At 62.9% G+C, this 23,654-nt stretch carries 22 protein-coding genes and 1 tRNA gene; 14 read left to right on the top strand and 9 right to left on the bottom strand.

Annotated elements, in window-relative coordinates; translation table 11 throughout:
• Positions 1-65 precede the first annotated feature (65 nt).
• The 3 genes from EGJ86_RS17565 to EGJ86_RS17555 all read left to right on the top strand — a co-directional run bounded on the left by EGJ86_RS17565 (position 66) and on the right by EGJ86_RS17555 (position 1,514).
• Complete coding sequence (locus EGJ86_RS17565) at positions 66-908, top strand: S1 RNA-binding domain-containing protein (RefSeq protein ID WP_125835989.1); 843 nt, start codon at positions 66-68, stop codon at positions 906-908.
• A gap of 55 nt (positions 909-963) precedes the next feature.
• Positions 964-1,039 (top strand) — tRNA-Thr (locus tag EGJ86_RS17560).
• Between the two features lie 142 nt (positions 1,040-1,181).
• Positions 1,182-1,514, top strand: coding sequence for a hypothetical protein (locus tag EGJ86_RS17555; protein WP_125835988.1), 333 nt, complete (start codon positions 1,182-1,184; stop codon positions 1,512-1,514).
• A gap of 4 nt (positions 1,515-1,518) precedes the next feature.
• On the opposite strand, the gene EGJ86_RS17550 is transcribed toward EGJ86_RS17555, so the two are convergent.
• Entirely contained in the window at positions 1,519-2,565 is a 1,047-nt protein-coding gene (locus EGJ86_RS17550; protein WP_125835987.1) for a GGDEF domain-containing protein, read from the bottom strand.
• A 108-nt stretch (positions 2,566-2,673) separates the two neighbouring features.
• Complete coding sequence (locus EGJ86_RS17545) at positions 2,674-3,084, bottom strand: GNAT family N-acetyltransferase (protein ID WP_125835986.1); 411 nt, start codon at positions 3,082-3,084, stop codon at positions 2,674-2,676.
• Positions 3,085-3,224: 140 nt separating this feature from the next.
• Between EGJ86_RS17545 and EGJ86_RS17540 the strand changes: the two genes are divergently transcribed.
• From EGJ86_RS17540 to EGJ86_RS17530, 3 genes are read left to right on the top strand one after another with little or no spacing between them, the layout of a single operon-like run.
• Entirely contained in the window at positions 3,225-4,013 is a 789-nt protein-coding gene (locus EGJ86_RS17540) for a PP2C family serine/threonine-protein phosphatase (protein WP_125835985.1), read from the top strand.
• Between the two features lie 16 nt (positions 4,014-4,029).
• Positions 4,030-5,508: a serine/threonine-protein kinase gene (locus EGJ86_RS17535; RefSeq protein WP_125835984.1), complete on the top strand. Its 1,479-nt coding sequence runs from the start codon at positions 4,030-4,032 to the stop codon at positions 5,506-5,508.
• A 15-nt stretch (positions 5,509-5,523) separates the two neighbouring features.
• Complete coding sequence (locus EGJ86_RS17530) at positions 5,524-6,429, top strand: FHA domain-containing protein (RefSeq protein WP_125835983.1); 906 nt, start codon at positions 5,524-5,526, stop codon at positions 6,427-6,429.
• A 109-nt stretch (positions 6,430-6,538) separates the two neighbouring features.
• On the opposite strand, the gene rapA is transcribed toward EGJ86_RS17530, so the two are convergent.
• Positions 6,539-9,382: an RNA polymerase-associated protein RapA gene (rapA, locus tag EGJ86_RS17525; RefSeq protein WP_125835982.1), complete on the bottom strand. Its 2,844-nt coding sequence runs from the start codon at positions 9,380-9,382 to the stop codon at positions 6,539-6,541.
• 166 nt (positions 9,383-9,548) lie between these two features.
• Here rapA and EGJ86_RS17520 point away from each other — a divergent pair, with 166 nt between their 5' ends.
• The 7 genes from EGJ86_RS17520 (at position 9,549) to EGJ86_RS17500 (ending at position 14,188) form a co-directional block, all read left to right on the top strand.
• Complete coding sequence (locus EGJ86_RS17520) at positions 9,549-9,842, top strand: aspartate-semialdehyde dehydrogenase (protein ID WP_099522029.1); 294 nt, start codon at positions 9,549-9,551, stop codon at positions 9,840-9,842.
• 34 nt (positions 9,843-9,876) lie between these two features.
• Entirely contained in the window at positions 9,877-10,476 is a 600-nt protein-coding gene (locus EGJ86_RS17515; RefSeq protein ID WP_125835981.1) for an alpha-ketoglutarate-dependent dioxygenase AlkB, read from the top strand.
• Complete coding sequence (locus tag EGJ86_RS25120; protein ID WP_017361613.1) at positions 10,473-10,634, top strand: hypothetical protein; 162 nt, start codon at positions 10,473-10,475, stop codon at positions 10,632-10,634. Before EGJ86_RS17515 ends, EGJ86_RS25120 begins: the two co-directional genes overlap by 4 nt.
• Before the next feature lie 200 nt (positions 10,635-10,834).
• Positions 10,835-10,951 carry a cytochrome c oxidase subunit CcoM gene (gene ccoM, locus EGJ86_RS25485; RefSeq protein ID WP_017361612.1) on the top strand — a complete coding sequence of 39 codons (117 nt, stop codon included), beginning with the start codon at positions 10,835-10,837 and terminating at the stop codon, positions 10,949-10,951.
• Positions 10,952-11,146: 195 nt separating this feature from the next.
• Positions 11,147-13,135: an FUSC family protein gene (locus EGJ86_RS17510; RefSeq protein ID WP_125835980.1), complete on the top strand. Its 1,989-nt coding sequence runs from the start codon at positions 11,147-11,149 to the stop codon at positions 13,133-13,135.
• Complete coding sequence (locus tag EGJ86_RS17505; protein ID WP_106732923.1) at positions 13,122-13,325, top strand: DUF1656 domain-containing protein; 204 nt, start codon at positions 13,122-13,124, stop codon at positions 13,323-13,325. Before EGJ86_RS17510 ends, EGJ86_RS17505 begins: the two co-directional genes overlap by 14 nt.
• 11 nt (positions 13,326-13,336) lie before the next feature.
• The gene (locus EGJ86_RS17500; RefSeq protein WP_125835979.1) at positions 13,337-14,188 is read left to right on the top strand and encodes an HlyD family secretion protein; all 852 of its coding nucleotides are present in this window, start codon (positions 13,337-13,339) and stop codon (positions 14,186-14,188) included.
• Between the two features lie 199 nt (positions 14,189-14,387).
• On the opposite strand, the gene codA is transcribed toward EGJ86_RS17500, so the two are convergent.
• From codA to EGJ86_RS17470, 6 genes are all read right to left on the bottom strand, one after another.
• On the bottom strand, positions 14,388-15,623 hold the full coding sequence (gene codA, locus EGJ86_RS17495; RefSeq protein WP_125835978.1) for a cytosine deaminase: 1,236 nt from the start codon (positions 15,621-15,623) through the stop codon (positions 14,388-14,390).
• 11 nt (positions 15,624-15,634) lie between these two features.
• On the bottom strand, positions 15,635-16,858 hold the full coding sequence (locus EGJ86_RS17490; RefSeq protein ID WP_125835977.1) for a PucR family transcriptional regulator: 1,224 nt from the start codon (positions 16,856-16,858) through the stop codon (positions 15,635-15,637).
• On the bottom strand, positions 16,855-18,126 hold the full coding sequence (gene codB, locus EGJ86_RS17485; protein WP_125835976.1) for a cytosine permease: 1,272 nt from the start codon (positions 18,124-18,126) through the stop codon (positions 16,855-16,857). Before codB ends, EGJ86_RS17490 begins: the two co-directional genes overlap by 4 nt.
• A 268-nt stretch (positions 18,127-18,394) precedes the next feature.
• A complete protein-coding gene (locus EGJ86_RS17480) occupies positions 18,395-19,927 on the bottom strand; it encodes a Fic family protein (protein WP_125835975.1) in 1,533 nt (510 codons plus the stop codon).
• Between the two features lie 318 nt (positions 19,928-20,245).
• A complete protein-coding gene (locus EGJ86_RS17475) occupies positions 20,246-20,719 on the bottom strand; it encodes a MaoC family dehydratase (RefSeq protein ID WP_106732917.1) in 474 nt (157 codons plus the stop codon).
• Positions 20,716-21,666 carry an alpha/beta hydrolase gene (locus EGJ86_RS17470; protein ID WP_125835974.1) on the bottom strand — a complete coding sequence of 317 codons (951 nt, stop codon included), beginning with the start codon at positions 21,664-21,666 and terminating at the stop codon, positions 20,716-20,718. The genes EGJ86_RS17475 and EGJ86_RS17470 overlap by 4 nt, the downstream gene beginning before the upstream one ends.
• 217 nt (positions 21,667-21,883) lie before the next feature.
• Here EGJ86_RS17470 and fadD2 point away from each other — a divergent pair, with 217 nt between their 5' ends.
• The gene (fadD2, locus tag EGJ86_RS17465) at positions 21,884-23,572 is read left to right on the top strand and encodes a long-chain-fatty-acid--CoA ligase FadD2 (protein WP_125835973.1); all 1,689 of its coding nucleotides are present in this window, start codon (positions 21,884-21,886) and stop codon (positions 23,570-23,572) included.
• Positions 23,573-23,654 lie beyond the last annotated feature (82 nt).

Raw genomic sequence — 23,654 nt, 5'->3', positions numbered from 1 at the left:
ACCGTCAGCCCGGTCGCGGATTAACTCGGGTAGAATGGCCGGCTGTTTTAGTGAGGTGAAACGCGATGGCCTTGATTGGGCGGATGAATTCTTTGCAGGTGGTCAAGCACACCGACTTCGGTCTGTACCTGGACGGTGGTGCGGACGGCGAAATCCTCCTGCCCAAGCGCTACATCCCCAAGGACACGCCGAGCGAAGTCGAGGACTGGCTCAACGTGTTCCTCTACCTCGACAGCGAAGACAAGCTGATCGCCACCACCCTGAAACCGAAGATCCAGCTCGGTGAGTTCGCCAGCCTCAAGGTGGTGGACATCAACCGCGTTGGGCTGTTCTTCGACTGGGGGCTGCCCAAGGATCTGCTGCTGCCGCATTCCGAAGAGAAGCGCCCGCTGCAGATCGGCGACTACTGCGTGATCTACCTCTATCTGGACAAACGCACCCGCCGCCTCACCGCCACCGCGCGCCTGGATCGCCACCTGGACAAGGTGCCGGCCAACTACCAGGTCGGCCAGGAGGTCGATCTGTTGGTGGTCGAGCGTACCGATCTCGGCTTCAAGGCCATCATCGACGGCAAGCACTGGGGCCTGATCCACAAGAACGAGCTGTTCAAGTTCATCCGCAGCGGCATGCGCGAGAAGGGCTACATCAAAGAGCTGCGCGCCGACGGCAAGATCAGCCTGAGCCTGCAGCCCATCGGTCATGAAGCCGCCAGTGGCCTGGCCGAGCAGATCATCGAACGCCTGCGTGCGCAGGGTGGTGTACTGCCGCTGGGTGACAAGAGCCCGCCAGAGCTGATCTCCGAGCATTTTCGGGTCAGCAAAGGCAACTTCAAGAAGGCCATCGGTGGTCTCTACAAGCAGGGGCTGATCCGCATCCACGACGACCGCATCGAACTACTCGACAGCTGATGCTCCAGCGACTTGAGCGCGAGCGTGGCAACTCGCATAATGCCGACGTTTTCCCGCCGGTGTAGCTCAGTCGGTAGAGCAGCGCACTCGTAACGCGAAGGTCGTAGGTTCGATTCCTATCTCCGGCACCATGTCCAGCAAAGGGTCAGCTTCGGCTGACCCTTTGTCGTTTCAGGTATGAAAATTCCCTCGTGTTGTTGTCAAAGCCGGTGTGATGATGGTTTTCGGGGTTCAGGCGGGCGATGCCTGGCCCCGCTCAAATGGGAGGTACTCATGTTGATTCGTTCGCTTGTGTTGATCCTGGCTGCGATGTTGGCCGGTGCTGCGTTCGCTGATCAGCCGCAGACCATTCGCGTCATTCCCAAGAGCTACGTCAGCCCCGGTGCCAGCGGCAGCGTTTCGGGCTCGTCGAGTTATGAGCAGCACAACCTCTATGGCGGGCAGCGTCTGCCGCAGGGCAGCGTGCGTCAGGAAAGCAGCTATGGCAGCTATTCCAGCGAAACCCGTGGTGGTATTCGCCAGAGTACCGAATATCCATATCCGGGCGGGCTGATCATCGAACGTCAACCGGGCAGTGGCAGTTATCAGCAACAGCGCAGTCGCTGATCTATCAGGGGTTGGCGGCAGCCTTGTTCTGATCGCCCGGCGCATCGGCGATCACCGCGCGATTGCGCCCCTCGCTCTTGGCTCGATACAGGCATTCATCGGCGCGCTGCAACCAGCCTTCCCAATGCTCGCCGCCATGCAGAATGGCGCCGCCAATGGAGACGGTCACCGCGCCGCCCGGGCTCCGCAGTTCATTGGCGACCCTGCTCAGCAGGTTCTGTGCGGCGGTGCGCAAGCCTTCTGCCTCGGTATTGGGCAGCAGCAGCAGAAACTCCTCGCCACCAAAGCGGAACAACCGGTCTTCCTTGCGTGAGCAGCGTTTGATCAGCTCGACGAAGGCCACCAGCACCTGGTCGCCGACGTGATGACCGAAGCGGTCGTTGATCTGCTTGAAATGGTCCAGATCCATCACCAGCAGGCCGTAGCTGTCGCTGTGGCGGCGATGGCTGGCCATGGCGATCTTCAGTTCTTCGTTCATCGCCCGGCGGTTGCGCGCGCCGGTCAGCGGGTCATGAATGGCCAGCAATTGCAGTTGGTCGCGCTGGGTGCGGGTGCGGAACGCGAAGATGAAGCTGAGCACGCTGGCCATCATGCAGGTGACCAGGAACGACACCATCTGGTAATGACTTTCGAACACGCTGCCCGGCACTAGCAGGGCGTGGCTGACCAGGCTGATCAGCACTACGGAGGTTGCCAGCAGCGCCTTGCCAGGCGTGACCATGAAGAAGTTGAAGAGAATAAGCGGATAGATCCAGAACAGGCCGTTGACCCCCAGGTTGATGGCGATCAGCGTGGCGCCGACGGAGAACACGGCGGCCAGGTAGATACCGGGTTTGACCGTGTCGCGGGTGAACCAGGCGTAGAGCACGGCGAACAGTGTGGAAAAGACGATGACGGTATCGGCGATGCCGACCAGATAATTGCCGTTGAGCAAGCGGTAGACGGCGTATGGGGAGATGCCGATGACGCCGAACAGACCCATCAGGGTGATGATCGACAGCTGGAAGTCATTGCGCAGGCGCTTCAGCAAACGAGCAGTCTGGGTAGCCATAGCGTTTCTTTTCGTTGTTATGGAACAAGCATGCAGAGCTTTGACCGCTAATGGCAAGGGGCATTCCTGAGCAAAGTGCCAGTATTTTTGCCCTTGGCGACAGGTTGCTCAGTGGATACGCAGCGCGATAAGCGATTTTCCACGCTGGTAGCGGGTCAGCCGTTGGGCTAACTCGGTCGGCAGGCTCTGACAGCTCTCGAAGCCCAGGCGCTGATAGAAGGTGTGCAGCTCGGGGTGACAGAACAGCCAGACTGGCTCGGGATGTAGCGCCAGGCTGTGACTGAGCAACGCCGCTGCCACGCCTTGGCGCCGCAGCGCGGGGGCGACGAACAGGCCAGTCAGCCACTGTCCTCCCGCTACAGGACGAAGGCTCAGGGTTGCGACGATCTCGCTGGCGTTTTCCGCCACCCACAGTTCATCCCCCGCCTGGCTACGCATCGGCGAGCGGTGGTCGCGGTAGAACTTGTCGACCAGAGGTCGCAATTGGAGGGGCAAGCGGCGAAAACGCGGTGAGGTCATGGGTTCAGGTGGCGGATCTGGCGGCTTATTTAACCATCGCATTTTGGTTAACGGTTGCGCATTTACGGCCTTGCGGGCGGTGACAGCCCGTTCGCGTCGCCGCATCATGGGGAATCGCATTTTGCTCAAGGATTCGCCGCGTGTCTCAGTCCTCTCCTGTATCCGTGGTGTTCGCTGCGCAAAGCGTTGCCGGCCAGGTACGCACGCATAACGAGGATGCTCTGGTCTGCCGTCCCGATCTGGGGCTGTGGGCGCTGGCCGACGGCATGGGGGGGCACGAGCGTGGCGAGGTGGCCAGTGCCTTGGCACTGGAGGAGCTGGTGGGCGCCGTGCAAGAGGGCGAGGAGCTACTTGCAGCGGTGCATGCAGCCCACCTGGCTATCGCTGCGGCGGCGCAACCTGTTGCGGGCGAGGCGGGCATGGGCAGTACTCTGGTTGCCGTGCGCCTGGACGGGGATGAGTTCGAGTTGGCCTGGGTTGGTGACAGCCGCGCCTATCGCATCGGCAGCGAACATATCGAGCAGCTCAGTCACGACCACAGCTGGGTCCAGGTCATGGTCGATGCTGGCCAGATGAGCACCGAGGAGGCGCGTGAGCACCCACGGCGTAACGTGATTGTGCAGTGCCTGGGGCAGGTTGGAGACGCACCTGATGTCGGCCTGCTGCGCGTCCGACTGGCGCCGGACGAACTGCTGCTGCTGTGCAGCGACGGGCTGACCGGTGAGCTGGACGACGCCGCTATCCAGCGCTGTTGCGCTGAAGCGGCCACGCTCGAAATGATGGTCGAGCAACTGGTGGGGCTGGCCAATAGCCATGGTGGCAGAGACAATATCAGCTGTATCGTCCTGGGCCTTGGCCCGGCTGCCGAACCCCGTGAAGCGTCGCCTCTCGGCCTGCTGCGCAAGTTGTTCAAATCCCTTAAACCCTGAGCGCCAGTCGAGCCGCATGAGCCAGCCCTCCATCAGCGTACCCGGTTACAGCATTCATCACCGCCTCGGCAAAGGCGGCATGGCCGAGGTCTATCTGGGTACCGAGCAGGCGCTGCAGCGCCAGGTGGCGCTCAAGGTGCTGTTGCATCGCGAGGACGCAGCCTTCACCCAGCGCTTCATCAAGGAAGGCCATACCGTCGCCTCCCTGCAGCATCCTTCGATCATTACCATCTACCGCATCGACCAGTTGGACGATGGCCGCCATTTCCTCGCCATGGAGTACCTGGCAGGCGGCGATCTGGCTCAGTACAAGGGCCAGACTCTGGAGCCGGCGCGTGCGCTGCGCATCGTCCGGCAGATCGCCAGCGCCCTGGCGCTGGTGCACGACAAGGGCCTGGTGCACCGCGACATCAAGCCGGGCAACATCCTGTTTCGTGACGATGGCACTGCGGTGCTCAGCGACTTTGGTGTGGCTAAGGAGCTGCAGCTCGACAGCGAGCTGACCCAGTCCGGCATCGCCGTTGGCAGTCCGGCCTACAGCAGCCCCGAGCAGGCGCAGTGTCAGACGCTGGACGCACGCAGCGACATCTACAGCCTGGGCGTGATCCTGTTGGAGATGCTCAGTGGGCATAACCCCTTTCGCGGCGGCAGCTACACCCAGACCCTGATGAACCAGTTGCAGCTGCAAGCACCGCCGCTGCCGGAATCGCTGGGCGAGTTGCAGTGGTTGCTCGACCGCATGCTGGCCAAGGATCCGGAAGATCGCTTCGCCGACTGCCACGTGCTGCTGGCCAGCCTCGATGAACTGCAGGATGCCGATCAGGACCAGACCCGTCTGAGCCCGGCCGTCAGCCTGCCGCCTCGTCCATCCCGGCGGCGCTGGCTGCCCTGGGCCGTGCTTGGTCTGCTGTTGCTCGGTGTGGGTGGCGCAGGCGGCTACTACTGGCAACTGCAGCAGCGTATCGCCGGGTTGCTCGTGCTCGCTGAAACGCGCCTGAGCGAGGGGAGTCTGCTGACCCCGGCGCAGGACAACGCCGACTATTACTTTCGTCAGGCGCTGGCCCTGGACGAAGACAACGCCCAGGCCAGCGATGGCCTGCAGCGTGTGCTGCAGGCCCGTATCCAGCAGTATCTCGAGCTGGCCGAGCAGCGCCTTGGCGAAGACTTGCTGGTTCTGCCCGAGGACGACAGTGCGGTGTATTACTTTCGCCAGGTGCTTGGCTGGGAGCCCGACAACCTGCTGGCCCTGGCAGGCATCAATCGCGTGGCGCAGCGTTTTATCGAGCAGAGTGAGGCGGCATATGCGCGGCGCGAATACAACCTGGCGCTGGAGCAGATCAAGCAGGGTCTCGAGGCCGAACCCGACAACGAACGGCTGCTGGCCCTTTATGACAGCCACGAGCAGCGCGTGCGTCAGGCCGCGAGCCGCCCACGCAGCGCTCAGCCAGCCCAGCAAAACCCGATCAAACGTCTGCTGAACAACCTATTCGACTGACCCGAGGCGACCACGATGCTAAGACTGCAGTTCCTGGATAACCGCCAAGCACCCATCTGGCTGACCGACGAACGTTTGACCATCGGCCAGGACAGCCGCAACCAACTGGTGCTCGGCGATGCCGGAATCGCCAGTTTCCACGCCGAGATCCGCCAGGACCACGGCTATTACTACCTGAGCGATGCGGGTCAGGGCGCAACCTGGGTCAACGATCAGCGCGTCGGTACACGCTTTCAGCTACGCGATGGTGATCGTTTGCGCCTGGGCGCCGTCGAGCTGCAACTGCTCGACCCGGCGAAAAGTGCGGCCAGGCCCGAGGCCGCGGCGCCGCGCTGGTTTCTGCAGGTGATTCAAGGCGAACACCAGGGCCGCAAGTTTCATGTCCATGGCTCGATGACCTTCGGCCGTTCGAGCAAGTGTGAGCTGTGCTTCAGCGATCTGGAGCTGTCGCGCCGGCATTGCGAGTTCTTTCTCAAGGACGACGTGCTGGAGGTCAAGGACCTCGCCTCGGCCAACGGCGTGCTGGTCAACCAGCAGAAGGTCAGGACCGCCGTGCTGCAACCGGGTGATCAATTGAAGATGGGCACGGTGACGCTATTGGTGATCGGGCCGAAGGTCAGCGTAAGTGATGCGCCTGACGAGGATGCCACCCAGTTCATGCGTGTGGCGGACCTGCCGCCAGCTTTGGCTGCCAAGGCAGCTGGCGGCGGCGCTACGCAGATCGCCCCGGTACCGCAGGCGGCACGCGTCAGCGCCAAGCCTGCGCCGGCAGCGGCCAACCCCCTGCGTGCGGCTCAAACCCGGCCTGTACCTGTTGTCGCGCCACCTGCGGCCAGTGCGGGCAAACTGTGGCTGGGCGGTATCGTGTTGCTGCTGATCGGCGTGGGCCTTGGCGCCGTTTCGATGCGGTTGTTGGGCTGAGCTGGGGCACCCGCTCGTAATGCCGTTGGGCTGAGCTCTAGAGGACCCTAGGATTACCACCAACTGTGCGTATGAGGTGCGCATGGCGCACCCTACGGAGCGGGCATATTTAACCCGCTACGAGTACGCGAATCGCTTCCAGGCGCAGAGCGGCCTTGTCGAACATCGCCAGGCTCTGTTCGCGCTGCTCGCGCAAGGAGTCGATCTCGCTGTCACGTACGCTCGGGTTGACCGCGCGCAGGGCGACCAGGCGCGCCAGTTCTTCGTCCAGTTCGGCGATCAGGCGGCGTTTGGCCTCGGCGACGCGCTCGACATGGCGCGGCATGACCTTGGCTTCGGCGTCGTTGATCTGCTTGGCCAGCACGTCGCGCTGGGCCTGGACGAATTTGTTGGCGCTGGCGCGTGGCACGCTTTCGAGCTGGTCGTTGAGCGTCTCGAAACCGACCTTGGCGGCCAGGTCGTTGCCATTGGCGTCGAACAGGCAGCGCAGCGCCGCTGGCGGCAGGAAGCGCCCCAGTTGCAGTTTGCGCGGGCCGACCACTTCGCTGACGTAGAGCAACTCCAGCAGCACGGTGCCAGGCTTGAGCGCCTTGTTCTTGATCAGCGCGACGGCGGTGTTGCCCATCGAGCCGGACAGCACCAGGTCCATGCCGCCCTGCACCATGGGATGTTCCCAGGTGAGGAACTGCATGTCTTCGCGGACCAGGGCCTGCTCGCGGTCGTAGGTGATGGTCACCGCTTCGTCGTCACCTAACGGGAAGCTGGCATCCAGCATTTTTTCGCTGGGGCGCAGGATCAGGGCGTTGTCGGAGTGGTCTTCGCTGTCGATGCCGAAGGCGTTGAACAGCTCTTCCATGTAGATCGGCAGGGTGAACTGGTCGTCCTGCTCGAGGATCGCCTCGACCAGTGCTTCGCCTTCACCGGCGCCGCCGGAGTTCAGCTCCAGCAGTCGGTCGCGGCCGCTGTGCAGCTCACCTTCCAGGCGGATGCGCTCGGCGCTGGCTTCGTCTACCAGCTCTTGCCATTGGCCGTCGTCGCCGTTTTCCAGCAGCGGCAGCAGGCGCGGGCCGAACTGGTGCTGCAGAGCGTTGCCGGTTGGGCAGGTGGCGAGGAAGGCATTCAGCGCCTGATGGTACCACTGGAACAGGCGCTCCTGCGGGCTGTTCTCAAGGTACGGCACGTGCAGCTGGATGCGGTGCTTCTGGCCGATACGGTCGAGACGACCGATACGCTGCTCGAGCAGATCCGGATGCGCCGGCAGATCGAACAACACCAGGTGATGGGCGAACTGGAAGTTGCGGCCTTCGGAGCCGATCTCCGAGCAGATCAGCACCTGCGCGCCAAATTCTTCGTCGGCGAAGTAGGCCGCCGCGCGGTCGCGCTCGAGGATGCTCATGCCTTCATGGAATACCGTGGCCGGGATGCCGGAGCGCACGCGCAGGGCGTCTTCCAGATCCAGCGCGGTTTCGGCGTGGGCACAGATCACCAGCACCTTGAATTTCTTCAGCATCTTCAGGGTGTCGATCAGCCACTCGACGCGCGGGTCGATGCGCCACCAGCGTTGCTCTTCGTCGACATCGTCCTGCGCCTGGTAGCTGACTTCCGGGTACAGCTCGGCATGCTCGCCGATCGGCAGCTCCAGGTATTCGTCCGGGCTCGGCAGCGGGTAGGGGTGCAGTTCGCGCTCGGGAAAACCCTGCACGGCGGCGCGGGTGTTACGGAACAGCAGGCGGCCGGTGCCGTGGCGGTCGAGCAGTTCGCGTACCAGGCGAGCGCGGGCTTCGCTGTCGCCAGTATCGATGGCGTCGAGCAGTTTGCGGCCTTCATCGCCGAGGAAGCCGCCGATGGCATCACGCGCCTGGGCGCTGAGCTTGTCCTGATCGAGCAGTTCCTGCACGGCTTCGGCGACTGGGCGGTACTGACTGCTTTCAGCGCGGAAGGCCTGCAGATCATGGAAGCGGGCTGGATCAAGCAGGCGCAGGCGGGCGAAGTGGCTGTCCTGACCGAGCTGTTCCGGGGTGGCGGTGAGCAGCAGCACGCCGGGGATGACCTCGGCCAGTTGCTCGACCAGCGAGTATTCGGCGCTGGCCTGCTCCGGGTGCCAGACCAGGTGGTGGGCTTCGTCGACCACCAGCAGGTCCCAGCCGGCGGCGAACAGAGCGTCCTGTGCCTTCTCGTCGTCCTTCAGCCACTCCAGGGCGACCAGCGCCAGCTGGCAATCCTCGAAGGGGTTGCTGGCGTCGCTCTCCATGAAACGCTCGGCGTCGAACAGGGCGACGTCGAGGTTGAAACGGCGGCGCATTTCCACCAGCCACTGGTGCTGCAGGTTTTCCGGCACCAGGATCAGCACGCGGCTGGCGCGACCGGAGAGCAACTGGCGATGGATCACCAGGCCGGCCTCGATGGTCTTGCCCAGGCCCACTTCGTCGGCCAGCAGTACACGCGGGGCGATACGGTCGGCCACTTCGCGGGCGATGTGCAACTGGTGGGCGATCGGTTGCGCACGCGCACCGCCGAGGCCCCAGAGCGACGACTGCAACAGGCGGCTATTGTGCTCCAGGCTGTGATAGCGCAGGGCGAACCAGGACAGCGGGTCGATCTGGCCGGCGAACAGGCGGTCGCTGGCCAGGCGGAACTGGATGAAGTTCGACAGCTGGGTTTCCGGCATGGTGACCGGCTGATGCTGGGCATTGAGGCCGTGGTAGACCAGCAGGCCGTCGACGTCTTCGACCTCCTGCACGGTGAGCTTCCAGCTCTCGAAATGGGTGATCTCGTCGCCCGGAGCGAAGCGTACACGGGTCAATGGGGCATTGCGCGTAGCGTACTGGCGGGTTTCGCCGGTGGCCGGGTAGAGCACGGTGAGCAGGCGGCCGTCCTCGGCGAGGATGGTTCCCAGACCCAATTCCGCTTCGCTGTCACTGATCCAGCGTTGCCCCGGTTGATATTGCGCCATGCCTGTCTGTCTCCCGCGTGAAAAAGCCGGCTATGTTAACGGATGCGGCGCCGCGGCCAAAGCGGTCGTGGCACTATTGCCGTGCGGCTTAGTCGAAAGTGTAGCGAGCACCGGCTAAAGTCGCGGCTCACGGGGCCGACAGCCTGACCAAAGGAGGTGCTGTAACGTGCTACCGCCTATCCCCCATAGCCTGGTGCCAGTCACTGCCACACAGGACGTGATCAAGCCCAAGCCCGAGATTCCGCCGGTGACCCCGGCCGAGGGCAGCGCCAAGGAAAGTGCGCTGAGCCTGGACAAGCGGCACCCGCAGGAAACCGAGGAGCTGCTGCGCGAGGAGCAGCGCCGACGCCAGCGGCGTGGCTACACTCCGGAACAGCTGGCCGAGGCCGAGCCAGAAGAGGTGGAGCAGACGCTGGGCGATCTTCCGCGACAAGGACTTTGGGTGGATGTGGAAGTCTGAGAAACTCTTTTCATTCTTTTGTGCGTAGATCGTCATGCTGTTCGCCGACCCCTTGCCCGCACTCGCCGATGCAGAGCTGGACTACCTCCCCGGCTGGATCGACCCCGCGCTCGCCGACAGCTGGCTGCATACGCTGGTCGAGCAGACGCCCTGGCAGCAGCCGGAGTTGTTCATCCATGGTCGCTATCATCGAACACCGCGGCTGACGGCTTGGTATGGCGATCCCGAGGCGCGTTATCGCTATTCCGGGAAGCTTCACGAACCCTTGCCCTGGACGCCGCTGCTGAGCGAGATTCGTCAACGGCTCGAGAAAGAAGTCGGGCAACCGCTCAATGCCGTACTGCTCAACCATTACCGCGACGGCCAGGACTCCATGGGCTGGCACAGCGATGCAGAGCCAGAGTTGGGGCGCGATCCGTTGATCGCCTCGCTCAATCTGGGCGGCAGCCGGCGTTTCGACCTGCGCCGCGTCGGCAGTACGCGCATCGAACATTCACTGACGCTGGAACACGCTTCGCTACTGGTCATGCGCGGGCCGACCCAGCATCATTGGCAACATCAAGTGGCGAAGACGCGGCAAGCCTGCGCGCCACGCCTGAACCTGACCTTTCGCCTGATTCGGTTTCCGCTATGAGCAATGACGACAAGCTGATCGATTTCGCCGCCGAGCGCGACAAGCGTATCCATGATCTCAACGATAAGCGCCTCAACGAGATGCGCCAGGTTTTCGAGCAGGTATTGCCGATCGGCAAGGCCAAGAAGAAGTCCAAGAGCAAACCCAAGAAGCGCTGAAACTCCCACCGTTTGTTCGTCATGCACGGCTGCCAGGCCGTGCTTCCCGCCTCGCACCCTCTCGATTTCTTGACCTGGGTCAGTATTCCCTCCGGCCTGGTCGCGCCTGCTCGTCAGCCATTGACCCAGATCAATTTTCCCGCTGCCAGCGCTGATAACGTGAAGCCATCCCAGACAGACAGGCACAACAGGAGGCAGCCATGTTCGTCGATACAGTGGTTCTCGCCGGAGTCGGCACCGTTCTTCTGATGGTCGCGTTCTTCGGGGGTGTTGGTTACTTCATCTGGAAGGATGCTCACAAGCGCAAGCAGAGCTAACCCTTCCAGTTCACTGGGCACGCAAGGCAATTCGGGCGACTTCGGTCGCCCGTTTTTTATTTGCACGTTGACTGCCTGGGTGTATGGCGCCTTCTGGACATAAATACTTAGCTAGCTAATAATTGAGTTTCGCACGGAGGCGGAACCCAATCGCTACAGCTATGTTCAGAGTTGAGATTTCTTCAGGTAGCCATCGTGCGTGATTCCTTGCTGGCGTTTCTCGCGCCAAGCTCGCAAGCCGTTCAATTTGCCATCAAGACCCTGCTCGGCGGCGGTCTGGCGTTGTGGTGTGCGTTGCGTTTCGGCCTGGAGCAACCGCAGTGGGCGTTGATGACCGCGTTCATCGTCGCCCAGCCGCTGTCCGGCATGGTGGTGCAGAAGGGCCTGGCGCGGCTGCTCGGTACGCTGGTCGGCACCTTCATGGCCGTGGTGATGATGGGGCTGTTCGCCCAGGCGCCGCTGCTGTTCATACTGGCGTTCGCCTTGTGGTTGGCGTTGTGTACGGCGTCCTCGACCATGTTGCGCAGCGCCTGGTCATATTCCTTCGTACTGGCTGGCTACACCGTGGCGATCATCGCCTTGCCGGCCATCGGCAAGCCGCATGTGGTATTCGATGAAGCCATCGCCCGCTGCACGGAAATCTGTCTGGGCATCATCTGCGCCACCTTGAGCAGCGCTTTGCTCTGGCCGCAGCGCGTCGAGCGGCAACTGGCACAGCAGGCGCGCAACGCCTGGCAGGCCGGCGTTGCGGCTTCGCGTCAGGCGCTGGCGGGTGAGGCTGATTCGCGACAGGGCTTGCTGGAGGTGCTGGCGCGGATCGTCGCCGTCGACGCCCAGCGCGAGCACGCCTGGTTCGAGGGTGCCCGTGGTCGCCAGCGTGCCGTGGCGTTGCGGGTGTTGAGTCGTGATCTGCTCGGCATGTTACGTCTGGCTCGTGGGGTGGCGCGGCAGTGGCGGCAACTGAGCGGTGTCGAGGCGCAGGCGGTCGCGCCCTGGTTGCAGGTGGTGGACGAGCGCTTGCAGCAGGAGCAGCCAGCGGGCCTGCTGGAGTTGGTCGAGCAACTGCGCCAGGCCGCGCAGGACGATGAACTGAGCAGTGGCCAGCAACTGTGTCTGGAACGCTTGATGGTGCTGCTGTTGCGTGTCGAGGACGCCAGCCACGCGTTGCGCGCGGTCGAGGAGGGCAAGGCTCCGGCAGATGCACCGCGCGCCTTGTCCTGGCATTACGACTGGCAGACCGCACTGGTGTATGGCTCACGCAGCGCGCTGACCTTTCTGGTTCTAGCTGCGTTCTGGCTGGCCACTGGCTGGACCCACGCCACCGGCGCGCTGCTGCTGGCATGCGTGGTCTGCAGCCTGTTCGCGCGACTCGAAGCGGCGCCACAGATCGGCATGATGTTCCTGCGCGGCATCTTCTACGCGCTGCCGGTAGCGTTCTTCGTCGGCCAGATTCTGATGCCGCAGATCGATGGCTTCGTGATGCTCTGCATGGTGCTGGGCGTGCCGCTGTTCTTCGGCGTGCTGGGCATGGCCAAACCGGCGACGGCCGCGACCTCGACCTCGTTCTGTCTGCACTTCATCGTGCTCTGCCTGCCGGCGCCGGGTGTCGGCTACAACGTCGAGTTTTTCCTCAATGAAGCGCCCGGAATGCTGATGGGCGTGGGTTGCGCAGTGATGGCGTTCAAACTGGTGGTGTTGCGCAATCCGGTCTGGCATGGCCGGCGTCTGATGCAGGCGATCCTGACCGATCTGGGGCGGCTGACCCGTCGTGACCTGGGCCGCGCCGAGAACTGGTTCGGCGGGCGTATGGCCGATCGTCTGCTGCAGCTGGCTCGGCACTATCCGGCGCGGCCGGATCAAACGCGCAGCCGCTGGGACGATGGCGTGGCCGGTCTCGACCTGGGCGACGAGTTGTTGCACCTGCGCAAGTGCCTGGCCAATGCCGATGCCGGCCTGGCGCGGTCGCAGCAGCGTTTCCTGGAGCGCCTCGACGACGCACTGGAACGTGGCCCCGCGCCAGGGCGTGAAGGCGATCTGAACGCAGCGGTGGCCGAACTGCAACAGGCCCTGCGCGCCTGCACGCCGAGCATCGACAAACGTCTGGCCGAGGCGGCTCTGTTGCAGCTGCAGAGCGGCTGGCGCCACTGGTGCCAACTCAGAGGAGGGGGTAATGGGTTTGCATGAATGGTCGCTGGGCGGCGTGTTGCTGAGCCCGATGGCGGCCTACGCGGTATTGGCGCTGCTGCTGACCGGCGTGTTGCGCCTGGGCTTGCAGCGCATCGGGCTGTCGCGCTGGATCTGGCACGAAGCCCTGTTCGATTGTGCCTTGTATGTCTGCGTGCTGGCGGCGGTAATCGCCGTCCTGGCGCATTGAGGAGAGAAAGCATGCGTTCGACCATTCGAGTCGGCATCACCCTGGCCATGGTGGCGGCGGCGATTTTCGCCGGCTCCTGGATCTGGCAGCACTACATGTATTCGCCGTGGACGCGTGACGCTCGGGTGCGCGCCGACGTGGTGACCATCGCCCCTGACGTGTCCGGCTGGGTGGTCGAGCTCAAGGTGCGTGACAACCAGCAGGTCAAGGCAGGTGATCTGCTGATGAGCATCGACCGCAATCGCTATCAGGCGGCGGTGGAGAAAGCCAAGGCGGTGGTGGATATTCGCCGCCAGCAGTTGAGCCTGCGCGAGCACGAAGCTTCGCGCCGCTCTCGCCTGGGTGCTCAGGCGATCAGTGCCGAGCTGCTGGAGAACGCGCAGATCAACGCCGAGATGGCGCGCAGCGAATACCGCGAAGCGCAGGCTGATCTGCGTGTAGCCGAGCTGAATCTGGCACGCAGCGAAGTGCATGCCCCGCGCGATGGGCAGATCACCAATCTGGTGTTGGCTCAGGGTAACTACATCAATGCCGGGCAAGCAGTGATGGCGCTGGTCGATACCGAGTCGTTCTACGTGCAGGCGTATTTCGAGGAAACCAAGTTGCCGCGCATACAGGTTGGCGCGCCGGTGGAAGTGTGGCTGATGGGCGGTGATCAGCAGATTCGCGGCGAGGTCGAAAGCATCAGTCGTGGCATCACCGACCGCAACGCCAGCCCGGATGGGCAACTGCTGGCCAATGTCGAGCCGACCTTCAACTGGGTGCGCCTGGCACAGCGCATTCCGGTGCGCATCAAGCTCGATCAGGTTCCCGAGGGCATGGTACTGAGCGCCGGCATGACCGCCAGCGTAAGGGTGGAGTAGGGCGGTTTCACAGTTGTAGGAGCGGCTTCAGCCGCGAGCTCTTCAAGGTGAATCGCGGCTGAAGCCGCTCCTACGGTCACTATTCGCATGAGTTAGTAGGGTGGACAACGCGAAGCTTGTCCTCCGCTTGGACTGACGCAATGGTGGATGAAAAAGCGTCATCCACCCTACGATCTAAAGCCCTTCCCTCGTTTCAGCGTCAGGCGCGCTCGATGCTGGCCGGCGTGCGCCGCATCAACACCTTGCCGTGGCGCACCGACACCAGCGCGTGGCCCTGGCTGCGCACCATCTCGTAATCGTCCGGCGCCGAGAGAATCAGCAGGTTGGCCGGGCGGCCCACTTCCAGCCCATACCCCTCACCCAGGTTCAGCGCGCGCGCCGAGTTGTCGGTGATCAGATCCAGGCTGCGCTTGAGGTCTTCGTAGCCAAGCATATGGCAGATATGCAGACCGGCTTCGAGGATGCGCAGGATGTTGCCGTTGCCCAGCGGGTACCAGGGGTCGACGATGGAATCCTGGCCGAAGCAGACGTTCATCCCCGCTCGATCGATCTCCGCCACGCGGGTCAGGCCACGGCGTTTCGGGTAGGTGTCGAAGCGGCCTTGCAGGTGGATGCTCTCGGTGGGGCAGGAGATGAAGCTGATGCCGCTCATTTTCAGCAGGCGGAACAGCTTGGAGCAGTAGGCGTTGTCGTAGGAGCCCATGGCTGTGGTGTGGCTGGCGGTGACGCGTGCGCCCATGCCGCGCACGCGGGCTTCCTCGGCCAGCACTTCGAGAAAGCGCGACTGCGGATCGTCGGTCTCGTCGCAGTGCACGTCCACCAGGCAGCCCGTGCGTTCCGCCAGGTCCATGAGGAACTTGATCGACGACACGCCCTGGTCGCGGGTGTTCTCGAAGTGCGGGATTCCGCCGACCACGTCGGCGCCCAACTCGATGGCTTGCTCCATCAGCGCGCGACCGTTGGCGTAGGACTCGATGCCCTCCTGCGGAAAGGCGACGATCTGCAGGTCGATCAGATGACGAGTTTCCTTGCGCACTTCGAGCATGGCCTTGAGCGCGGCCAGCGTCGGGTCGGTGACGTCGACGTGGGTTCGTACGTGCTGGATGCCGTGGTCGACCAGCATGTCGATGGTCTTCTTGGCGCGGGTCTTGGTGTCTTCATGGGTGACTAGCGCCTTGCGCTCGGCCCAGCGCTCGATGCCCTCGAACAGGGTGCCGCTCATGTTCCAGGCTGGCTCGCCGGCTGTCAGGGTGGCGTCGAGGTGAATATGTGGCTCGACGAAGGGCGGCACCACGAGGTTGCCGGCTGCGTCCAGATCGCCCTCGGCGATGGGATGCAGGGCGTGCTGGGCGTCGATGGCGGCGATGCGTTCGCCGTCCAGGGTGATGCGGTGCAGGCCGTCGCGGCCGCGCAGGCGGACATTGTGGATGATCATCAGGTTTCCTCTCAGGCAGGCGACGACAGGCGCCGGATCAACAGCGCAACGCTGATGTTCAGGCGGTCGTGCGGATCTTCGAATGAGCAGCCGGTCAGCGCTTCGATGCGCTGTAGACGGTAGCTCAGGGTGTTGCGGTGAACGTTCAGGCGTTGCGCGGCCAGGGCCAGATTGCCGTTTTCCTGGAACCAGGCTTCCAGGGTCGGCATCAGCACCGGCTGGTGACGCGAGTCGTCGCCGATCAGCGGGCCGACCACGCGCTCGACGAAGCGATCGAGCAAGCTGCGGTCGCGGATCGCGCCGAGCAGCTCCAGCACGCCCAATTCATTGAAACTGCACAGGCCCAGGCGCGCGGGAAACCGCTGCGCCACGCTCAAGGCCTGGCGTGCTTCACCCAGGCCCTGGGCGAAACGCGGCGCCTCGCAGCCGGCGCTGCCCAGGCCGAGGAACAGCCGTAGCGGGCCGAGCTGTGGGCGCAGTTCATCGAGCAGCGTGGTCATGGCCTGGCGGTTGCGCGCTTCGGCGTGGGCATCGGGGCAGGGCAGCAGGGCGATCCAGTGGCGGCCCTGGCTGACCAGCGGCAGCGCGTCACCGAGTTCGCCGAGGCTCTGCTCCAGGCGCCGTTGCAGCAGTTGTTGGCGACTCTGCAGTTGGCGCTCGGCGTCTTCGTCGGGCAGATCACCGAACAGTTGCTCGCTGCCGTCGAGGCGCAGCAGTGCCACCTGACGCGGCACATGCAGTGCCAGGCCAAGGCTGTCACCACGTTGCAGCAGCACCTCGAGCGACTGGTAATCGCCGTCGAGCACCTGCTCCAGCACGTGCTGGCGCGAGCGGCCGAGCTGCTGTGCGTGAACCAGGGCGGTGCCGATGGCCTGGGTGACCACTACCATCTTCAGCGCATAGGGCTGCTCGATCAGTGGCAGGTTCAGGCGCTCGGCTTCTGCGATAACGCTGGGCGGGATGGTCTGGATGAACTCGGCGCCGGTGAGGATGACCATGCCGGCGACCACTCGCTCATAGCCTTCGCGCACCAGGCGCAGCAGGTTGGCTTCGTCGCGCGGGGGGTTGATGCCGGTGACGAAAATCAGCTCGCCCCCCATCACCCAATCGGCGATGCCTTCGTTCTCGGCCACGTAGGGCCAGCGCACGGCATTCTCGCGCCCGGCCTGGCCGGCACGCAGCTGCATGCTGGCCAGGTCGGGCAGGGCGAGTACGTCGGCGACGGTCAGACTCACGCGCCGGCGACCTGCTGGCGGCCGACCAGGGCCTTGTTCAGTTCAAACAGCACGACGTAGGCCAGGGCAGCCACGGCGATGCCCACCAGCGGCGCGACCCAGGGCGAGAAGTAGGCGCTCAGCGCACCGATCAGGTAGGCGCCCAGGCCGACCCAGTTGAACGCTGGCAGGCGTACATCGGCCAGTTTCGGATAGCGCGCGCGGTGGCCGTAGAAGAAGTCGGCCATGATCACGCCACCAATCGGCGGGATGACCGAACCGAGCAGGATCAGGAAGGGAATCAGCATCTCGTACATGCCGCCAATGGCCAGCAGCGTGCCGATGCCGGCGCCGACCAGGGTCACGGTCTTGCGCTTGCCGGTGCGCAGCAGGTTGCAGCCGGCGGCGGCGAAGTTGTAGATGGTGTTGTCCTGAGTGGTCCACAGATTGAGGAAGAGCATGACCACAGCGGCCATGGACAGACCCTGCAGCACCAGCACCTCGACCACGTCCGGTTGCTGGTAGACGATGGCGCCGTAGGCCCCGGCGATGATCATCAGGCCGTTGCCGATGAAGAAGCCGAACAGGCTGGCCAGCACCGCGACGCGGCCGCTCTTGGCGAAGCGCGTCCAGTTGGTGGCCTGGGTGGCGCCGCTGACGAAGGTGCCGAACACCAGGGTGATGGCCACGCTCAGGCTCATGCTCTCCTTGGGCTCCACTGCGAGCAGGCCGGCCAGGCCGCCGATATCACGGGTGGCGATCCACAGCGACACCACCAGCAGCACCAGCATGGCCGGCACGGCGACGCGCGAGAGCAGATCCAGGCCCTTGTAGCCGACGAAGGCGGTGAGGCAGAAACCGAAGCCGAACAGCACCATCAACGGGATGGTCAGGCTTTCGGGCAGGCCAAGGATCTTCACCAGGACGATGGCGATGGTCGCCGTGCCCCAGGCGTACCAGCCGATCTGGGTGAAGCCCAGGAGCATGTCGGAAAGCTTGCTGCCTACCTCGCCGAAGCAGAAACGGCCCATCAGCACCGAGTTCAGCCCGCTGCGGCAGGCGATCAGGCCCAGCACGGCGGCATACAGACCGAGCAGCAGGTTACCGATCACTGCAGCCCAGAGCAGAGTGGTGAAGTCGAAGGCCATGCCGATCTTGCCGCCGGCGAACATGGTGGCGGTGAAGAAGGTGAAACCGAACAACAGGATGGCGGTGGAGAACAGCCCTTTGCGTGCGCCGTTGGGCACCTCGCTCAGAGGGTAATCGCTATCGGGGGTGGCGTTGCTCATGGACCTGGCTCCGGTAAGGGTGTGAAGCCTTGGCGATAGCAGGGGACGTGCCAGAAACCAGCGCAGCACGCTGCTTGGCGAGGTAATCAAAGGATTTTGTGCGAAATGCACAACGAAACGCACTTATGCAGTGCCAGGTCGCTCAAGGTTTGTGAGTGTAGAACAAAAGTGGTGCGCGACGCGGCGGGCGCGCACCAGCTTGCAGCGGATTTTTGTCGGCTGCAGGCGTTGGCTCAACGCGCGCTCCTTGTTTGTCTAAAGTGCAAACCTACTGCGCAGAGTCCGGAGTCATCTCAGGCTCTGGTTCTTCCGGCGTATGCAGATCGGCATAGATGCTCTCTGCTAGCGCAATATCCTCATCCGTCAGGTGCTGGAACAAGCTCGTCCGTTTACGCTTGGAGACACGCCCGCTGTTCTCGTAAATCACCGCAATAAGCAGCTCAAGATCCCGGTTCGACAGATCCAGCTCGCGATTCATTTGCTCTTTGAATCTATCGCGGCGGACCAGATGGTTGACCTCATCACGCATGAGTCCATCCAGGACTCGTGCAGCACTTTTATTAATCTCGCCCTGCAGGTCAGTGAAGTCCAGGTGGGCGAACAGATGGGTATGCGCCCCCTCCAGTTCAGGGTCGCTGGTCAAGTCCCTCCGGTGGTACTGCGTGGCGCTGAGTAACCGCCGTGACAACGCGTCGAGCGTACCGATGTAGCTGTCCAGGTTGACCAGAAGGCCGGCGGAGATAGGCAGGATGATGCCCTGCAGCTTGAGACCTTCGTTGGCCAGAATGTCCTGCATGATGAAGCGGGACAACCTGCCGTTTCCATCCATGAAAGGATGGATGTAGATAAAGCTGTGCGCGATCGCGTTTAGCTTCACTAGCGCTGGGGCATCACTGCGCATGACGCGTTCACGCATGACGAACCATTCTTCCATCATCTCAGGCACTGTTTCCGGCGCCGGCGGGATCAGATGGATCAGATCCCCGCGGCCGAGCCAGTTCTGCAGGTGCCTGTATGCACCAATGGACGGATCGGGTCGCCCAGTACCGAGGGCTATCCGGTGGATGTCGAACAGAAACTCCTCATCCAGCGGGCGTTGCCCTGCTTGTTCCAGCACTCTCACGAATCGCAAGATTCGATCGGGAGCTGGCCGCTCGTGCTCGATCTCGTATGAGCTACGAGTCTCGGTCGTCAGCAGGTACTGCGCCGCTCTGGCAATTTCGGTGACCGAGAAATCAACCATCTGGTCATGCATGCGCTCGACTATTTGCGCATTCAACAGGCTGTCGTCTGTCCAGCCCTGGCGGGTAATCAGCGCTGAAAGCTGAGGCGTTCCCAGGAGGTTCATCCGCACGCGATGTCTGCGCGACATCTCCTCTGGGCCGGTGAAATATTTATCCGGTGGGAGCAGGTGCTCATAGGGAATGTTCTGGGCTGCGTCAGGTAGAGGCAACTGGTGGCCTGCAATGTTCTCGCAGATATACCAGAGCCGACGCAGATAGCCGCTGGCTGGCTTCTCAGCGATTGCAGCAGCCAGGTCATCCCGGACAGCGGGAATCTGGAAGGCGCGCTCCAGGACACCCAGATTCACCCCTTCGTACGAGAGCGCAAACAGCATCTGGTCGATGGGGCGATGCTCTCTGGCGTACCCCTTGGCGAAGACCTCTACTTTCACGCCGCCGGCGGACTGAGAGAGCGCTGGGCGCGAGCCTATGACACACTCATGATCAAGCGACATGCAGCGAAGATCGAGGGCGTTGATCAGCCAGCTGTATCCGGCTCGCTCAATGGGTTGCCGCATGACAAATTTCCTATAGGAAGCGCGAGAAAACTATAGTTCACGCAGTTTCATGGGAAAAACTTATAGCTGATTGCCCGTGCTAAGTGAAGGGTAGAAGAGGGGCTGGAGGATTTAACTGCCTCGCCGCATGCGCAGAGGCCAGGCTTCACTTCCCGGCCATGAATACGTCCTACCTACCAATGCAATTGGCTGGCGTACGGATGCGATTGTGCAGGAGCTCGTCAACCGGCCTCTCTTCAGATGCAGACAGCCCTTGAACCGATCCTAAGCCAGTCATGCGATTACCCAGGGGATACCCGGTAGTTCAGCGTTTAAACACTATGCACCGACAGTCACCTGCGGCATCGGTGGCATAGTCACGGTCTGCTCGCTGGCCGGGGCGAGCACTTCGGCTTCGCCGTCGACCACTTGCTTGCCGTCCTGGTTGAACACGCGGGTGGCGATGCGCACGCGGTTCTTCGGCAGTTTTTCCAGCACTTCCAGCTTCACGGTGAGGGTGTCGCCAAGCTTCACCGGGCGGGTGAACTTGAGCTGCTGGCCGAGGTAGATGGTGCCCGGGCCGGGCAGGTTGCAGGCGATGGCGGCGCTGATCAGCGCGCCGGTGAACATGCCGTGGGCGATGCGCTCCTTGAACATGGTCTCGGCGGCGAAGGCGGCGTCCAGGTGTACCGGGTTGTTGTCGCCGGATACCGCAGCGAACAGTTGCACGTCGCGTTCTTCGACCTGTTTCTCGAAGCTCGCCTGCTGGCCGACTTCGAGGGCTTCGTAGGGGATGTTGGTTACCTGGGTCATGGACACTCCTTGATTGGGCTTCGACCATGGCTCAGCGCCTGCTGCAGCCAATCGATCAGGTGGGCGGTGACCTCGTCGCGATTGCTCTCGTTGAGCAGCTCATGACGGGCCTCGGGATAAATCTTCAGTTGCACGTCGCGCACGCCGCCCTCACGCAGGGCTCCTGCCAGATCACCCAGACGCTTGCCGTCGCTGACCGGGTCGCGCGAGCCGCCGATCACCAGCAGCGGCAGGTCGGCATCGATCTGCGCCAGATTGGCCATCGGGGTGATGTATTGCAGGCCATCGAGCAGGTCGCACCACAACTGCGTGGTGCAGACGAAACCGCACAGCGGATCGGTCACGTATTTGTCCACTTCGGCCGGGTCGCGGCTGAGCCAGTCGAAGGCCGTGCGGTTGGGCTTGAAGGCCTTGTTGAACGAGCCGAAGGAGAGAAAATCGATGACTTTGCTGCGGCCTTTGGGGCCCAGACGCCAGCGTTCGAAGCCAGCGATCAGCCGGGCGGCCTTGTACAGCATCACGGGCTGGTAGTTGGAGCCGGACAGCACGGCGCCCTGCAGGCTGCAACTGTGCCCCATCAGATAAGCCATGCCGATGTAGCTGCCCATGCTATGGCCGAACAGGAAGATCGGTGCTTGCGGGTAGCGCTGGCGGATATGGTGATTGAGCGAGGCCAGGTCGCCTACCACCTTGTCCCAGCCGCCTTCGTCGGCGTAGTGGCCGAGCGTGCCCTGAGCGGCGCTCTGGCCGTGGCCGCGCTGGTCCAGTGCATAGAGGTCGAAGCCGGCGGCCACCAGGCTTTCGGCCAGGCGTGCATAGCGCAGACTGTGTTCGGCCATGCCGTGGGACAGCATGACCACCGCGCGCGGTGGCTGATCACCGTGCCAATGGTTGACGTGCAGGTGCAGACCGTCCTGGGTAGCCAGGGGAAAGGCGTTGTGGCGCATGGCGAATCCTTGTGCCGGAAGTTGGCGGCATTGTGCACCTTGGTCATCAACAGGCATAGCTCCCCGGTTTTCTTCGCAGCGGTAAAGATCGGTTACGAATCACTGCATTTATTGCGAAATTCAGCCCATCAATGACGCCTTCGAGCTATTTGCGGCTCGGCCCTAAGCTGCTACTTTCCGGGCAGTCAGATCACTTCAGGGGAAGAGGACAAGAACAATGCAACCTGATTTCTGGAACGACAAACGCGCCCCTGGCGTGCCCAACGATATCGACCTGTCCAGCTACAAGTCGGTGATCGAAGTGTTCGAGCGCTCGTGCAAGCGCTTTGCCGACCGTCCTGCCTTCAGCAATCTCGGCGTTACGCTGACCTATGCCGAGCTGGATCGCCTCTCCGCGACCTTCGCCGCCTACCTGCAAAAGCACACTGACCTCAAGCCGGGCGATCGTATCGCGGTGCAGATGCCCAACGTGCTGCAGTATCCGATCGCGGTATTCGGCGCCATGCGCGCCGGGCTGATCGTGGTCAACACCAACCCGCTGTACACCGCGCGTGAGATGCGCCACCAGTTCAAGGACGCCGGTGTGCGTGCGCTGGTGTACCTGAACATGTTCGGCAAGCTGGTGCAGGAGGTGCTGCCGGATACCGAGATCGACTACCTGATCGAAGCCAAGATGGGCGACCTGCTGCCGAGCCTCAAGGGTTGGCTGGTCAACACCGTGGTGAAGAAGGTCAAGAAGATGGTGCCGGACTACCATCTGCCCCAGGCCATTGCCTTCAAGCAGGTGCTCAAGCAGGGTCATGGCCAGGCACTGGTGCCGGTCAAGGCCAGTCACGACGACATCGCCGTGCTGCAGTACACCGGCGGCACCACCGGCGTAGCCAAGGGCGCGATGCTCACTCACGGCAACCTGGTGGCCAACATGCTGCAGGTCGATGCCTGCCTGTCGCAGCTCGGCCCGGACGGCACGCCGCTGATGAAGCAGGGCCAGGAGATCATGATCGCGCCGCTGCCGCTGTACCACATCTATGCATTCACCGCGAACTGCATGTGCATGATGGTCAACGGCAACCACAACGTACTGATCACCAACCCGCGTGACATCCCCGGCTTCGTCAAGGAGTTGGGCAAGTGGAAGTTCTCCGCACTGCTGGGCCTGAACACCCTGTTCGTCGCGCTGATGGATAACCCCGAGTTCAAGAACCTCGACTTCTCCAACCTCAAGGTCACCAACTCCGGTGGTACCGCGTTGGTCAAAGCCACCGCCGAGCGCTGGCAGCAGATGACCGGTTGCACCGTGGTCGAAGGCTATGGCCTGACCGAAACCTCGCCGGTGGCCAGTACCAACCCCTACGGTGACAAAGCGCGTCTGGGTACCGTCGGCATTCCGGTGCCGGGCACGGCGTTCAAGGTCATCGACGACGACGGCAACGAACTGCCGACGGGTGAGCGCGGCGAGCTGTGCATTAAGGGTCCGCAGGTGATGAAGGGTTACTGGCAGCGTGAAGAAGCCACCGCCGAAGTGCTCGATGCCGAAGGCTGGTTCAAGACCGGCGACATTGCCGTGATCGACCCGGACGGTTTCGTGCGCATCGTCGATCGCAAGAAGGACATGATCATCGTCTCGGGTTTCAACGTGTATCCCAACGAGATCGAAGATGTGGTCATGGCGCATCCGAAAGTCGCCAGCTGCGCGGCCATCGGTGTGCCTGACGAGAAGTCCGGGGAGGCGGTCAAACTGTTCGTGGTGCCGCGTGACGGCGGTGTCACCGCGGAAGAGCTCAAGGCCTACTGCAAGGAAAACTTCACCGGCTACAAGGTGCCCAAGCACATCGTGTTCAAGGACTCGCTGCCGATGACCCCGGTTGGCAAGATCCTGCGTCGCGAGCTGCGCGACATCGCCTGACTCCAGAGTCCCTTCTCGCGGTAGAGAAGGGGCTTCCCGCCTCCCGCTGCCATCGGCAGTCCAATTGTTGTGATTTCGTAAC

Origin of the sequence: Pseudomonas sp. o96-267 (assembly GCF_003935465.1) — a bacterium.
GTDB classification, from domain to species: Bacteria; Pseudomonadota; Gammaproteobacteria; order Pseudomonadales; family Pseudomonadaceae; genus Aquipseudomonas; species Aquipseudomonas sediminis.
The sequence above is the reverse complement of the archived record's forward strand: the minus strand, read 5'-3'. Positions and strand labels throughout refer to the sequence as shown.